This is a genomic window from Desulfovibrio sp. DV, from assembly GCF_001936595.1.
Taxonomy (GTDB): domain Bacteria; phylum Desulfobacterota; class Desulfovibrionia; order Desulfovibrionales; family Desulfovibrionaceae; genus Solidesulfovibrio.
Genome location: NZ_MLBG01000120.1, coordinates 1 through 14,788 on the forward strand (window position 1 = coordinate 1; position 14,788 = coordinate 14,788).

General features: G+C 48.8%; 11 protein-coding genes, 1 tRNA gene and 1 pseudogene. 5 read left to right on the forward strand and 8 right to left on the reverse strand.

The window, feature by feature from the left end; translation table 11 throughout:
• From hxsC to hxsD, 3 genes and pseudogenes are all read right to left on the reverse strand, one after another.
• Nucleotides 1-1,112: His-Xaa-Ser system radical SAM maturase HxsC (gene hxsC / locus DVDV_RS18920; RefSeq protein WP_139311676.1), on the reverse strand; the 1,112-nt coding region annotated here is incomplete at its 3' end.
• Nucleotides 1,105-2,460 (reverse strand): annotated as a pseudogene (hxsB, locus tag DVDV_RS18925) (His-Xaa-Ser system radical SAM maturase HxsB); the annotation flags it as partial. The gene hxsC and the pseudogene hxsB, both read right to left, overlap by 8 nt.
• Nucleotides 2,461-2,547: 87 nt before the next feature.
• On the reverse strand, nt 2,548-2,880 hold the full coding sequence (gene hxsD / locus DVDV_RS18930) for a His-Xaa-Ser system protein HxsD (protein WP_075356160.1): 333 nt from the start codon (nt 2,878-2,880) through the stop codon (nt 2,548-2,550).
• A 450-nt stretch (nt 2,881-3,330) separates the two neighbouring features.
• Between hxsD and DVDV_RS18935 the strand changes: the two genes are divergently transcribed.
• Nucleotides 3,331-3,684, forward strand: coding sequence for a DUF3024 domain-containing protein (locus DVDV_RS18935; protein WP_075356168.1), 354 nt, complete (start codon nt 3,331-3,333; stop codon nt 3,682-3,684).
• A gap of 433 nt (nt 3,685-4,117) precedes the next feature.
• Here the strand turns inward: DVDV_RS18935 and DVDV_RS22500 are convergent, their stop codons facing one another.
• From DVDV_RS22500 to DVDV_RS18955, 5 genes are all read right to left on the reverse strand, one after another.
• Nucleotides 4,118-5,542, reverse strand: a complete 1,425-nt coding sequence (locus tag DVDV_RS22500; protein WP_139311677.1) for a hypothetical protein — start codon at nt 5,540-5,542, stop codon at nt 4,118-4,120.
• 16 nt (nt 5,543-5,558) lie between these two features.
• A complete protein-coding gene (locus DVDV_RS18940) occupies nt 5,559-6,704 on the reverse strand; it encodes an ATP-binding domain-containing protein (protein ID WP_075356161.1) in 1,146 nt (381 codons plus the stop codon).
• Between the two features lie 22 nt (nt 6,705-6,726).
• The gene (locus DVDV_RS18945; RefSeq protein ID WP_075356162.1) at nt 6,727-8,115 is read right to left on the reverse strand and encodes a protein kinase; all 1,389 of its coding nucleotides are present in this window, start codon (nt 8,113-8,115) and stop codon (nt 6,727-6,729) included.
• Between the two features lie 589 nt (nt 8,116-8,704).
• Nucleotides 8,705-8,780, reverse strand: a tRNA-Thr gene (locus DVDV_RS18950).
• A 210-nt stretch (nt 8,781-8,990) separates the two neighbouring features.
• Nucleotides 8,991-10,646 (reverse strand): sigma 54-interacting transcriptional regulator, encoded by a 1,656-nt coding sequence (locus DVDV_RS18955; protein ID WP_075356163.1) that lies wholly within the window; start codon nt 10,644-10,646, stop codon nt 8,991-8,993.
• Nucleotides 10,647-11,632: 986 nt separating this feature from the next.
• Here DVDV_RS18955 and nifH point away from each other — a divergent pair.
• The 4 genes from nifH to anfD all read left to right on the forward strand — a co-directional run.
• Entirely contained in the window at nt 11,633-12,460 is an 828-nt protein-coding gene (gene nifH, locus DVDV_RS18960) for a nitrogenase iron protein (protein ID WP_075356164.1), read from the forward strand.
• 25 nt (nt 12,461-12,485) lie between these two features.
• Nucleotides 12,486-12,803 carry a P-II family nitrogen regulator gene (locus DVDV_RS18965; protein ID WP_075356165.1) on the forward strand — a complete coding sequence of 106 codons (318 nt, stop codon included), beginning with the start codon at nt 12,486-12,488 and terminating at the stop codon, nt 12,801-12,803.
• Between the two features lie 11 nt (nt 12,804-12,814).
• Complete coding sequence (locus DVDV_RS18970; protein WP_075356166.1) at nt 12,815-13,186, forward strand: P-II family nitrogen regulator; 372 nt, start codon at nt 12,815-12,817, stop codon at nt 13,184-13,186.
• A gap of 284 nt (nt 13,187-13,470) precedes the next feature.
• The coding region (gene anfD, locus DVDV_RS18975; protein WP_075356167.1) for a nitrogenase iron-iron protein, alpha chain at nt 13,471-14,788 on the forward strand (1,318 nt) is incomplete at its 3' end.

Here is a 14,788-nt window from a genome sequence, read left to right on the forward strand (position 1 = left end):
GGACGCAAATTTTGACTTAAGTGTGTTGACGTTGAGAACACACCGCAACATCGGTTACGCAAAACACACGATGTACACATATCTGGGTAGGTGTTTTTCCAGTCAGAGATGGACTGTCGACAGTACTTCCAAAGTTTCTCATCGAGCAAACATAATGGAGTATTGTATATTGACGTTGATATCCCAGATCTATTGAGTCTCTGGACGGCCTCAAAGAAGTAGTCGTTGCACTCAAGAGGGTCTATCCAAACGTCATTAAAATTACTAGAGGCAAGGCCAACCACTTCCAAACTCATCAAAGCAACATGAAAAACAAATGGAAAGTTTTTTACAACAAAATCAGCAAATGGTACCATCCGACGGGCATTGTGTCTATTCAGAACGAATCGAAGCTCAACTGGAAGTCCGAATCGAGCTAAGTTTTGAATGCCATAGACCGTCTTTTTAAACGCGACGTTTGAAGAAACAATACGATTGTGTATTGAAGCAGTGTCTGAATGAATAGACGTGCAAAATGTTATCTTGTCAGGACTTTCAGAAGCAACCTCTGAGACAAAGTCTAAGTCCGAGAATGTTTGACCGTTGGTCAAAACGTCTACTCTGCGTTTTTTGTGATTACGCTTCAAGATAGACAAATAGTTGATAAATTTTTTTCGGGGCAACGTTGGTTCACCCCCAGTTATGCAAACGGGCTCTTCACCATCCTTGTCAAGCAAGTCCAATAATCTCACAATCACAGCGTCATAGTTTTCAGTATCATTTGCGGGAGGTTGAGGACACATCAAGCATTCACAATTGCATCTGGAAGTAACAAACAGGCAATTGCTCGTGCTGCCTTTTCTCCACAAAAATTCAACCACTCCATCTTTTCTCAATCTTAATATGTCGCCATCTTGAATGATATCGACGTTATTTTTTTGATCTAATAAAATCGAAGGAGATAGTAATGGGGCATCAGAATAATCATTTCTTACATGAGCCAAGTAGCCAAATCCACGATTTTTATCAATCGAAATATATGACTGCCGATCAAAAAAGGGGATATCGGTTCGACTCGCCACCCCGATCAAAGGAGATCGGATGTTTTTTGCTTTGCCAAAAGCCTTAAGCATCTTTATTTGCCTTCTTAGGAATCACCCAAGACCAAAATACGTCCAAGTCATTCGGGTCAGCCTTAGCTATCATGTCAAAAAGCATATCAAACAATGCGAGATGCATCTCGCAAAAAAAGCTTCCAGGTCTAAATCCAACAACATCGCCGGTTTCCAAGTAATTCCTAACAGGATCTACCCCGCAATACACCTGATACGCACACCACCCACAACTAGGAGTTGTTTCAATACAAGAATCAGTTACGATCCGCTTAAGTTTATCACCATTAAAGACATCAACATACTTGTCTTGACAAACGTTACCCAGCCTAAAATAGTAGTCTCCCATTCGAGACAGCATTCGGCCTTCATCCGACGGATAGACATCCCCATTGTAGTCGTAGATTACACCACTTATCCCTGTGCCCGCAGGCGATTGAAGGTCTACGAAGCCGGTAGGATAAGATGTCAAAATTCGAGTTAACAGTAATTGAGCATAATACTCAACAAAATATCGACCGGCCTTGTTTTGCTCTATGATATAATCCAGTCCAGACCGATAAGCCTGAACGAATTCATTGGGGCTATAGCCAATCTCTTCAATTCTTTCATGTGCGAAACCGTATGGATTGAGCGGTCTAAAAAAGATTCCTTCGAATCCTTTTGACATATATTCATCTACTATCTGAGGGAATTTCTTCAAACTTCTCCTTGTTGTTGTCATCAAAGCAGACACTGGTACGCCAAGGTCAGAACAATTTTGCAATTTTTCAACGAATGCACCGTAAGAACTATTTGACGTCCGAAGTTTTCTATTGTGATCATGAACAGATGCAGGGCCATCAAGCGAAGTTGAAATTTGTATATTTTCTAATTTTATGTAAGCTAATTTTTCTGGCGTCATAAGAGTTAGATTGGTGCAGATGACTATTGAAAGCTCTTTCTTCGCAACTAAGTTTTTTACCTTGGCATACTCAACAACTGCCTGAATAACATTCCAATTCAGAAGAGGCTCGCCGCCTTGGAATTCAATCTTAATATTATTACTGGGCGAATTAAATATAAAATCAACAATCTTTCGTGAAGTATCGACGCTCATATCATACTGTAATGCGTCCTCTCCTTCGCAGGATACTTGGCAATATTCACATTTTTGATTGCATCGAACTGTCACAACCATCATATGGAGAGATGTAAAATTATTCAAAAAACCTTTTCTTGTCCTGTATTTAACAGACGCAAGATTCACAGCCAGATCATGATCAGCAAAGCTCAAAAAACCATTGCTCTCTAGGTCCAAGGCAAGATCATCCTCAGTATCGAGCCCGTGATTAATGAACTGTTTGAAATTATCATTTTTTAAAAAAGAAAACCTCCCCCATAATTTACCAGCAACACCCTATCCCCGTCCAAGCGGCGAAAAGAATGTGGAAGAATCAAATAATTGCTGCCCATTTTAGTCGCCAACAACTAATTTTTCGATAGGCGAGAACGCTTGTTTGACAATAAGATTTCTGATTTTTGAATTCATCTTTTCCAAATCCAGTCTAATTTGATGGTCAAGCACTGAATTACAAAACTCTTTAGCCACAGATTCAAGATCAACCTCAACGCCTTCTTTGGGTTCAAAGCGAACTAAATTTTCTTCCATATCGTAAGGTTTTAGAAATACATAGCACGAATTTGAAAAACTAAATGCAGCATTTTTTATGGCTTCAGCTTCATAAAAAGTTTTATGCAGGTGTATTTGGATGGAATTGTCTTTGGCCAAAGTTCTTATGCCTTCCATAGTGAACCCCGATTTCTTTTAACGTTTCAATGGTAACGGCTTAATAGCGTTTGACAGTTCAAGTCAAGCAATTTCCTGTATTAAAAGCTACAATTCTATACTACGGCACGCCTAATTACCTTGAAAGTTAACATATCCGCAGTGTTGCATTCCCAGCAAAACAGTCGTCATCAAACCGAACACCCCGATAGCGGCCAGCCGATCATTTCCTCGCCAGTGCCAGCTGCTTCACAGGACATATTCATCTCGGAGGACGGTGCTGTCATAGCCGACCAGCACCTTGAAAGCAGGCACCGATTGAGACGCAAGCGGGGAAGGTGTGACCAGATAAGAGCTGAGGGGGCATATCGTGGACAGCGGGCAACAAATTTTCATAAGACTTGCTGCTCAAGACCTTTGCCGGCTAAAGAAATCATCTCAGGCGGGCAGTTAATCACCTTCGAGGACCAAATGGCCATCAGCGAATTTGAAGAGCACCGACTGGCAAACCTGCTGAAGAAATTCTGCGACGAGAAGGGGCCGCCGGCCCATATCCGAGATCAGCTCCAGTGGGGCTTCAGGATTGACCCTGAGCAGCAAATTGTGGAGCTATTCGAAATCCGCCCCTATTTCATGGATGCCAGCCAGAAAATCGAAAGCAAGTTTGCCAAAGCGGCCTATGTGAAGACTTCCAAGACTTGGAAAGTCTACTGGATGCGCGGGACAGGCAAATGGACAAAATATGACCCTTGCCCGAAAGTGAAGTCGATTGAAAAGTTCTTAAAAGTGGTCAAAGCTGATGAGTTCAATTGTTTCTTTGGTTAGATCATCATTTTAAGACTTGTCGACCCGCTTCAGGACATTATCTGCAAATTTTACTAAATTTATTATTCGAGAGTCATTTTAAAGTAAAAAATATATTCGGTCCTCTACTGCATGACAAGAGGATACCTTCTCAGCCAACCAGCAACCTTTTTCGCGTGATGCGACATAAGAAATCTACACACTATTCAAACAATCTATCAATCAATTGGAGCGAGAATGCGGAGTGGAAGCTTCGGTAGTAAATGTCAATTACAGACGATAGGCTAGTGACCTCAAGTGCAAAAAAATCTTAAGAAAACTGAACAAGACAATACTGTCGATTGAGAGATACGTAGTTTGTCTGAATTATAGCACAATGGGTTGCATGCAAGGCAAGATCAAATACGTCTACACACAATTGCCAGCAAAACTTCAAACCCAATACGTCGCCAGTCTACGAATCAAGAAGCTTTCGCTTTCGAGGAACTGATTGCTTTCTCTTGCTTTTGCTATTGCTTTTGTTATTCGAAAAAGTTACTTCTTCATTTTCTTTTGCAAAATTAATTTTTTGGTACAATACATTAATTTCGATTAGCGCTTTTCCTAATTTGTCCACGGCATCAGAATATTCCTTATTTCCTTTGCAAACAGTAGGCGCGTTTATTGGCAAAGTATCATTTGCCTGTTTACGTAAAAAAGTATTTACTCCTGGGAATAGCTCGCAATCGATATATCCTGAATTACCAGTACGGAAGACTAGCCCACCTTCGCTCCGCGAAATTACATCTAACTCATGGGATGAAATATCGGAACTAGGACGATCAAATTTGTATATTGGCTTTAAAACATCTCTCAAAACCCTTCTTCCTATACTTGAAAATGAAGATAAAATTACATTTTTCTCCTGAAGTCCAGAACATATGCCATACCAGAGCATCGCGTCAGAATAATGACTTAGCCAGGGCCAAATTAGATCAAAATAATCCAAAGATCCTGGGCTAACCAAGCTGGCTAAATATCCACACAAAAATGATGCTTCTTGAAAACTTTGTTTATTTACACATATCCGTGCCATGGCGTCCTCAAAAACAAGAACCCGATTTTCGCGTGAGCCTAACATCTCCGCATGGATAGTTCTAAAGTTAGCACTACCTCCGAAGCAATAGCTTAATCCTGCATCAGTAATCACACCGTTTTCGATTATTTGTTTGCAAGCAACATAAATATTATTCAATCCATCAGGTGTCATAGCGATGTCATTTCGAAGTCCCTTTGTATTCGACAAAGCAGTTAGCAGCCAAACTTTATCTAAGATTCGGGACAACTCTAATTTTCTTACAGGTTGACGTGAAGCTTTGTGTGCTTTTTTCCATCTTTCAACCAGCGAGTCACTAAAATCATTAGAATATTTCAAAGCAGAAAATCGCGCAGCACAAAACGAAAAAGTACTTGCACAAGCCAAAGGCGCAATATTAAAATTAGGAGCAGAAACAGAAGAAAGAGTAATCGCCTCAGCGAGAATTAGCCCTACCCAAGCACATTCTAAACGATTAAGTCTAGCACGTAACGGCAAATTGCCAACTAGTGCATGTTCAGATTGTTCTAAAACATAACAGTAAGTTGTAAGCGGTTGATACTCGGAGAGGTATGTAGAGGACCATGCCAACAAATCTTCAACAGACTTATCGGAAGTAATTATCATGGATGGCGGCAAGTTATCTATTTCGCTAGCGTCAGGCCAAATTAAACAAAGACAGTCCGCTTCTAGTGTTTCGTTATTGTGATCGATAAATCCATCGCTCAACGCCGGGCGTTGCTTTGGTCCTTTTTTTGAAAATATATCAAGCAAGTCTTTTCGCTTGCATTTTAACGAATACATATTCACACCTCTTCAGTTAAAACAAATCTTTAATTGAAGGACGAGAAGGCTTAGAAAGGGAGGCAAAAGCACTCTCAAGATACCCAGGGAGGATATCTGTATAGTAAACAGACATTGACGTTTTCGCTCGTGTTATAGCAGTATAAACCATATTTCTTTGATATTTTTTAAAATTATCAAAAAAATCCACACCAGCTATGTGTAATGCACGAAATTCTAATCCTTTGGCATTGTGCACATTACACAAACAGATTGGCTTGTCTTCAAATGAGGAATAGCCATTGCCTAGACCTTGTAAAATAATATAATCTGATATTTCTGTCGCTGACAAAATTTCATATACTATTTTTAGCTCGTTATTTCTTGGACACAATACACCTATAAGCGCCCGCGGATAAGCTTTTAGCTGGGTCTTTACATTTGAAAGAATTTTTAAACATTGTTCTTCAAGAGATAGACACTTAACCAATTCAGCAGTCGAAGGGTACCTTATTTCATCATAGTGTGAGGTATCTGTTGACAAACTGTAGCTACCAGACACCTTTGCAATGCCATCTGCCAGTCTGCATATCTTATACCCATTTCGATAATGAAAACGTAATGTTATTTTATTTTTGGCGATCGATTCTAGTTTAGGCAAAGGATCTTTCCCTGAAAATATCATTTGTCTCGCGTCTGCTACTGCAAAAATATTACGCCCTAAAATTCTAAATATGTCAATTTCATCAACACTATAATCCTGGGCCTCATCCAACAAAATTACATCATAAAAATTTGACAGCTTCTTTTCTTCAAGAAGTGCTTTGACCTGTTTTGATAAATTCTCTCTCAGTGCAGAAAAGTCCTCAGATTTATCAGGCTCAATATTGTATTGGTGTAAAATATCATTAAACAATGACACACTTGTTTTTAGTTTGTTGCTAGCGATGCCATATTGTGCACAACCTAGGCTAATAAATTCATGCAAAGTTCTTGTAAAGACAACAATACAAACGTTGGGTACACCAGAACGTACTAAATACTTAGCTCGCAATAAGACAAGATTTGTTTTGCCTGAACCTGGAGGGCCATAAATTAGGTGATTCGCATCAAGAGGAAGATCAATAGCTTCTTTCTGATCGGTATCTAGCTCATCTTGCTCGACCCACCACAAACCTTCCATGATACACCTGTTCCCTTTGTATTTAGAAGCAGACTGAAAAAGTTTCTGACGTCAGCGGCTCAACAATCTTGTTGATAGTCGAGTCGTATATTTTACATATCATCTGATAGACCTTTAACGAAAAAAGATCACAGTCGTAGGTTGAAATCAAGACTTTTTTGAATTCAAATTCAAGCTCATTTCTGTCGCAAAAATTGTTCTCCGTCAAAAAACCTGCAATTCCAACAGAAACGACTTCCGCAGAACTGTCAACGAGTTTAATCTCAACAAATAGTGATAAAAAGCTGTTTAAACCAAACCCGGTATCTTTTTCAAATCGAAACGCTACTTCCAAAGAAACTTCTTCTTTGTCAACATCGGAAATCGTCGTTAAAAACCGAGGGAACAGTTTGCTAGCAATACATCTGGACCTTGTGCATTCGAGTATCTCCTCCCCTATCTTTTTTAATGATTCTTCGCAGCTGATTGCTGAAGACGGCTGAAGAGAAGAACAAGACGCTGCTATTCTGTAGCTTTTAATCCTTTGCTGTAATTCACCAAAACCTTTATCTTCTGAGGATAATTCAAGCAGATCCAGCCAAGAGACAAGCTGAAGTCTCTTGGCTGGATCTTTTACAAGGCAATTTGCTGCTAGCGCTCTAATCTTTGGCGAAATAGAATTGTTATGAGTGTCGGGATTTTCCTGTTGAACTGCATTTACTAAATTCGCATAAGGATTTTTGAAATTGTCAAAGAGTGGTTTTTTCATTATTAAATCATGCAAAACCGCACCTATTTGATAGAAAGTTATAGCTCTGAGCCCTTCAGTTGTTTCACTTTCTTTTCTTAGCAAAAATTCTGGAGGACTATATTGCAACGTTCCGATAAACGGACGAATATTATCATCATCTGTCAAACTTGAACCTTCAATTGGCCTCATAACACCAAGATCCAACAGAATAATGTCGTCGCCACCTTTGTACAAAATATTTTCTGGCTTTATATCCCGGTGGCAATAACCATTATCCTCTAAAAACTTTGCTGCCGATGCGATCTTTCTTACTATACCACAAATATTATCACAAGAAACTTTGGCCAAATCTTTAGCAAGATTGTTGCCTTCTAAATACTCCATAGCAATAAAACAATATCCAGTATCAGCACAAAGGCCGCCATCATAAATTTTAACTAAATTTTTGTGATGTTTCCCAATTAAACCCTTTTCCCTGTCTATTCTTGCAAGTTGGCTATCCTTTCCTTGCTTTTCAACAAGATCAGGGTCAAATATTTTAATGGCACCGACTAGATTCCCACTTGTTCCTTTAAGGACGACGGCCGATTTCCCATTATCGATCACACTTTCTATCAGCCAATCACGGACATGTTTGCCCGTAAGCTCTTGTTCAATACGTTTCGCAATTACTTTATCCACTACTCCCTCCACAATTGCAAACAAATCTTAAGCTGTTACCTTTTTTGGTACATAATTGCTTGCTATCAATGTAAATCTATGCAAATAGGCTTATGGCTCAAAATAAAATTGCCTATCAAGTTCTACGGTCAGACAAAAGTGCAATACCCCTGCTTGACACTGCTTTTCCGATATCGGCTATCGTTCGTTTGATGTCAAGCTTCCACTAGCTTGCTGTCAAAAACAACTCCCGTAACCACACGCGCAGACGTCTGCGCATTGTGCAGCGCCTCACCGTGCCCTCATTTTCGGGCTCATTTCGCTCGGGCCGGCCGAAAACCCACCCCGTTCAAAATTTCAAATTTCCCACACATTCGACGCAACACACTGAAATCACGCGCAATACGTAGAATACCAGCGTTCAAATTCGTTCAAAATATTTCAACGCATTGAAATAGCAGGGGAATATTTAAGCAGTGCCAAAACTCATGGAAAAATGGGGAGGAAGGGGATAGCGGACAAATCGGGTCCGCCAACGGAGCCAACAGGCAGGGGCATCTGATAAACGAAAAAGGGGCCAGGACTTTGACGTCCTAACCCCTTGAAATAATGGAGCCAGCATGGAGACTCGAACTCCAGACCTGCTGATTACGAATCAGCTGCTCTACCAACTGAGCTATGCTGGCGCGTGCGAGCCACGTCCTATACGCGCATGATGGGTTCGCGTCAAGAACCTGGGCGCTTGCGAATAAAAACGGTACTGGCCGGCAGGACGCTCCCGACCCACATGAAACGACAGAGGTGCGGCCGGCCATGCCGGCCTCGGACCGCGTGTGCGGCCAGGCCCATCGTTCCCTCTATCCATCCCTGCTGCCGTCCCGCCCCCTCCCCTGCCCTCAAGGCCGGGAAGAGGCCGGAGCGGCGCAGTCTGCCCGCCGGAACTCCCGGTAATCCAGACGATATTTTTTCATGCGAAGCCCCATGGTCCGCCGCGTCAGGCCAAGCTCACGGGCCGCCTCGGTGGTGTTGCCCTGCTGCAGGCGCAGGGCCTCGACAAGCATCTCGTATTCCACCGCAGCCAGCCTGGCCTCCAGGCCGTCCAGGCTGTCCGCGCCGGAAAACACCGGCGTTTGCAGCGACAACGGCAGGTTGTAGCCATGGATGGCGTCGTCCTCGGTCAGGATGACCGCCCGGTGGATGACGTTTTCCAGTTCCCGGACATTGCCCGGCCAGTGGTAGTGCATGAGCATATTGATCGCCGGGGTGGTGATCCGCTTGATCGTCTTGCCCGTTTCCTTGGCGTAGCGGGCTGTAAAATATTCGGCCAGGGTGACGATGTCGCTGCCCCGGTCGCGAAGGGGCGGCACCTGGAGCGGGAAGACATTGAGACGGAAATAGAGATCCTGGCGAAACTCACCCCTCGCCGCCATCTCGGCCAGATTCTTATTGGTGGCGGCGATGATGCGGATGTCCACGGTCACGGTCTTGTTGCCGCCCACCCGCTCAAAAGCCCGTTCCTGGAGTACGCGCAACAGCTTGGCCTGGACGCCAAGCGACAGTTCGCCCACTTCATCGAGAAAAATGGTGCCGCCGTCGGCTTCTTCGAACCGGCCCTTGCGCAGTTGGGTGGCCCCGGTAAACGACCCCTTCTCATGGCCGAACAGCTCGCTTTCCAGGATACTCTCCGGCAGCGCGGCGCAGTTGAACTTGACCATGGGTCCGTCCGGACGCTGCCCGTCGGCATGGATGGCATTGGCGATCATCTCCTTGCCAACGCCGCTCTCGCCCAGGAGCAGCACCGTGGTCCGGGTCCTGGCCACCTTGTGCAGCAAGGCAAACACCTCCATCATGACCTTGGATGAGCCGATGAAGGCCGAGGGTTTGAAACGCGCCTGGAGCGCGCCGAGCAGTTCCTGGTGGCGCTCTTCCCACAGCACCTTGTCGACAGTTTCCACCAGATAGAGTTCCACGGCCTGGGCCAGCATGTAGGAGACGACCACCAGGGCGTTGACGTGTTTGTCGAGCAGCTCGTCGCTGTCGTAAAACCGCACGGCGCTGATGCTGCCGAGCACCTTTTTGCCGCGCAGGATCGGCACGCAGACAAAGGCGTTGTCGCAGTCCTCGGGCCGCGACAGGCTGCCGGTGCGGTTGAGGATGGCCGGCTCCTGGCCGATGCGCCGCACCACGATGGGCCGGGCCTCTTCCACCACCTGGCCGGTGATGCCCTCGCCCGGAAAATAGATGCCCCGGGCCTGCTCATCCTCGGTCAGGCCCATGCTCTTGTGGATGAAGATGTGGCCGGACTGGCGATGGTGCAGGTTGACCATGGCCCGGGTGACGCCCATGTCGCGGCGCATGTAGTCAAGCAGGGTGTCCAGGGCCAGGGCCAGGTCGTTGTGCTCGGAAAGCGCTTTCCCCATCTCGTAGAGGAGCGGCACAATTTTGCCCCGGCACACGCCGGCGTGGCATTCCTTCACCCGGGGATCGCTGTGTTTGCAGGTCCCGGCATGGCATTCCTTGGCCGGGCTGTTCTCCCCGTACTTCTCGTCCATGGGGCCTCGCTTGCGCGCTGCTGTTTCAGGTTCTCATGACCGGTCGGGACGTTGTGCCCTGAGGCGTCTGCCCGTGCGCCGCCGGCGGTCGGGCTTGCGGTCGCGGCCAGGCTGGCCGAGGCTCCGACCGGCCGAGGTTTCTGCCTGCAGGGTCAGGGCTGTCGGGCAACCGGAGGTCCGGGCATCCTCGCGTCCCCCCTCCGGGAGACCGGGCGCTTGGCCGATGCGGACCGGTTCAGCAAACCACATGCCACAAGCATGGATTCCGCCACCGTCGCGGCACAAATTATATGCTATTTTAGACATATCAAAAAAAGCAAGGTATTCCAGCATTCTTTTCGACCCAGGCCCTGACCGGACCACCCCCTGCCGCGTCCCGGACCTGAGGAACACTGCCCTTTCGTACCAATATGTCCGTTTCTCCCCGTTTTTGTAGGGTCGGGCCGCATTGTCGTTCCGGGAGTCCGGAGTGGTCGTGGGCGCAGGAGCCGTCATGATGGGTACGGCGGTCGTGGCCGCCGCCATCGTCGCAGCGGCCTTCGTGGTCTGGCAATGCTCGTTGGGCGCTCGCGGTCGTGATGGCGATGGCGGCCTGTCGGGTTGCCCCCTCCCCTCCTCCCGGCGTGGCACACGGCAGTCACTCGCAGCCGGTGTACACGTGATTGTGTACCACACAGTACAAGCCGACAAAACAAGGTACCAACAGGTACGTCGCCAAGAAACACCACTCCGCGATGTCGAGCAAACGATGGTACGGCAAGGAACAATGCGCTTGAAAATGGTTCCGTCCGGTACCCTTTTCCACTGTCCGAACCTTCAAATTATTACAATAAAAACAAAGTATTATCCTTATAATATGAGCAAAATCCCTGGTTTCATTCCCAGGGCAGCTCCCCGTCATTTCGGCTGGCACAATTATGGCTATACGGTCATGCAACAGCGCGATTCCATTTTTCGACGCGCACTACAGCAAAAGGAGTCTTCGCATGACCCGCAAGATCGCTATCTATGGAAAGGGCGGCATCGGCAAGTCCACCACCACCCAGAATACGGCCGCCGCCATGGCCCACTTCCACGACAAGAAAATTTTCATCCACGGCTGCGACCCCAAGGCCGACTCCACCCGGCTGATCCTTGGCGGCAAGCCCCAGGAAACGCTCATGGACGTCCTGCGCGACCACGGCGCGGAAAAAGTCACCAATGACAAGGTCATCAAGCAGGGCTTTATGGGCATCAACTGTGTGGAATCCGGCGGTCCCGAGCCCGGCGTGGGCTGTGCCGGACGCGGCGTCATCACGGCCATCGACCTCATGGAAGCCAACGGGGCCTACACCGAGGACCTCGACTTCGTCTTCTTCGACGTCCTGGGCGACGTCGTCTGCGGTGGGTTTGCCATGCCCATTCGCGACGGCAAGGCCCAGGAGGTCTACATCGTGGCCTCGGGCGAAATGATGGCCATCTACGCCGCCAACAACATCTGCAAGGGTCTGGTCAAGTACGCCAAGCAGTCCGGCGTGCGCCTGGGCGGAGTCATCTGCAACAGCCGCAAGGTCGACGGGGAGCGGGAGTTCCTGGAAGAATTCACCGCCGCCATCGGCACCCAGATGATCCACTTCGTACCGCGCGACAACATCGTGCAGAAGGCGGAATTCAACAAGAAGACGGTCACCGAATACGACGCCACCGAAAACCAGGCCCTGGAATACAGCGAACTGGGCCGCAAGATCATCGAAAACAAGAACTTCGTCATCCCCAAGCCCATGACCATGGACGAACTCGAAGCCATGGTCGTCAAGTACGGCATCGCCGACTAACCATTGCGCCCAAAGGAGCAGGCTCATGAAGATGATCAAGGCGATTGTGCGGCCGGAAGCGGCCGAGACCGTGACCGAAGGGCTGGCCGAGGCGGGCTTTTTCACCATGACCAAAATAAACGCCTACGGCCGGGGCAAGCAAAAAGGCATCACCATGGGCGACGTCCACTATGATGAATTGCCCAAGACCATGATCATGATGGTGGTCGAGGACAAAAGCGTCGAGGAAGTGCTCAAGATCATCAAGTACAAGGCCTACACCGGCAATTTCGGCGACGGCAAGGTCTTCGTCATGCCCGTGGAATCGGTCTTTACCGTCCGAACCGGCGTCAGCGGACTGTAGCAGGAGCCGCCATGAAGGAAATCATCGCCATCATCCGCCCCAAAAAGGTGGGGCAGACCAAGGATGCCCTGGAAAAGCTCGGGTTCCCCAGCTTCATGGCCGTGCGGGTGCTCGGGCGCGGCCACCAGCGCGGCATCGCCGCCGAGCTCAACTGCGATCTGCCCCCCGAACTCCAAGGCCAGGGCAAATCCGGCGGCATGAAGTACATCCCCAAACGGATGCTCTCCATCGTCGTGCCCAGCGCCGACGCCGACGCCGTGGTTTCGGCCATCATCAAGGCCAACCAGACCGCCCAGATCGGCGACGGCAAGATCTTTGTCCTGCCCGTGGACGACGCACTGCGCCTTCGCACCGACGAAACCGGCGACGCGGCTGTGTTGTAGGGGGAAGGTGCGGAAAAGAAGGAAGATGCCTCCGGCGGCCAAAGGGCTGAGCCCTTTGGAATCCCACCTGGAGGCAAGTGGTTAAGGGGAAACGGCGTTGCCGCGACGGTGGGTGTGCGCGGGAAAGACAGTTCCGTCGGGCGGGCAATGTCGAAGGACAAGCTTGATGGGAACCGCCGTCGCTACGCCGGCCAGAAGGCGACAGCCCCTTGGCAAGTTCATAATGAAGACAGGCGTAAGGCTCGGGGCAAAGTCCCCCAACTGCCTGAGGCCGCGAGGAAAATATGCCGTATCATCTGTTTAAATGCAGCGAGTGCATTCCCGAACGGGAAAAGCACGCCGTCATCAAGGGGCCGGGCGAGACCCTGGCCGACGCCCTGCCGCTAGGCTACTTGAACACCATTCCCGGGTCGATCTCCGAGCGCGGCTGCGCCTATTGCGGGGCCAAGCACGTGATCGGCACCCCCATGAAGGACGTCATCCACTTGAGCCACGGGCCCGTGGGCTGCACCTACGACACCTGGCAGACCAAGCGCTACATCAGCGACAACGACAACTTCCAGATCAAGTACACCTTTGCCTCGGACATGAAGGAGAAGCACATCGTCTTCGGGGCCGAGAAGCTGCTCAAGCAGAACATCCTCGAAGCTTTCAAGGCCTTTCCCGACATCAAGGCCATGACCATCTACCAGACCTGCGCCTCGGCCCTTATCGGCGACGACATCAACGCCATTGCCGCCGAGATCATGGAAGACATGCCCGAGGTTGATATTTTCGTGTGCAACTCCCCCGGCTTTGGCGGCCCCAGCCAGTCCGGCGGCCACCACAAGATCAACATCGCCTGGATCAACCAGAAGGTCGGCACCTTTGAACCGACGCTGACCAGCGACTACGTCATCAACTACGTCGGCGAGTACAACATCCAAGGCGACCAGGAGGTCATGGACGACTACTTCAAGCGCATGGGCATCCAGGTGTTGGCCACCTTCACCGGCAACGGTTCGTACAACGACCTGCGCGGCATGCACCGGGCCCACTTAAACGTCCTCGAATGCGCCCGCTCAGCCGAATACATCTGCAACGAGCTGCGCAAGCGCTATGGCACGCCGCGCCTGGACATCGACGGCTTCGGCTTTGGCGCGCTGGCCGCATCGCTGCGCAAGGTGGCGCTTTTCTTCGGCATCGAGGACCGGGCCAAGGCCGTCATCGACGAGGAAGTGGCCCGCTGGAAGCCGGAACTCGACTGGTATGCCGAGCGCCTCAAGGGCAAACGCGTCTGCCTGTGGCCGGGCGGTTCCAAGCTGTGGCACTGGGCCCATGTCATCCACGACGAAATGAAGGTGGACGTGGTCTCGGTCTATACCAAGTTCGGCCACCAGGGCGACATGGAAAAGGGCATTTCCCGCTGCGAGTCAGGGACCCTGGCCATCGACGACCCCAATGAACTCGAGGGCCTCGAAGCCATGGAGATGCTCAAGCCCGACATCATCTTCACCGGCAAGCGGCCGGGCGAAGTGGCGAAAAAGATTCGCGTTCCCTACTTGAACGCCCACGCTTACCACAACGGCCCCTGGAAGGGTTTCGAGGGTTGGGTGCGCTTTG

Coding starts and splice junctions, on each gene's coding strand:
- nifH (WP_075356164.1), top strand. CDS start 11,633: ATGACCCGCAAGATCGCTATCTATGGAAAGGGCGGCATCGGCAAGTCC.
- hxsD (WP_075356160.1), bottom strand. CDS start 2,880: ATGGAAGGCATAAGAACTTTGGCCAAAGACAATTCCATCCAAATACAC.
- DVDV_RS18970 (WP_075356166.1), top strand. CDS start 12,815: ATGAAGGAAATCATCGCCATCATCCGCCCCAAAAAGGTGGGGCAGACC.
- DVDV_RS18940 (WP_075356161.1), bottom strand. CDS start 6,704: ATGGAAGGTTTGTGGTGGGTCGAGCAAGATGAGCTAGATACCGATCAG.
- DVDV_RS18935 (WP_075356168.1), top strand. CDS start 3,331: ATGGCCATCAGCGAATTTGAAGAGCACCGACTGGCAAACCTGCTGAAG.
- DVDV_RS18955 (WP_075356163.1), bottom strand. CDS start 10,646: ATGGACGAGAAGTACGGGGAGAACAGCCCGGCCAAGGAATGCCATGCC.
- DVDV_RS22500 (WP_139311677.1), bottom strand. CDS start 5,542: ATGTATTCGTTAAAATGCAAGCGAAAAGACTTGCTTGATATATTTTCA.
- DVDV_RS18965 (WP_075356165.1), top strand. CDS start 12,486: ATGAAGATGATCAAGGCGATTGTGCGGCCGGAAGCGGCCGAGACCGTG.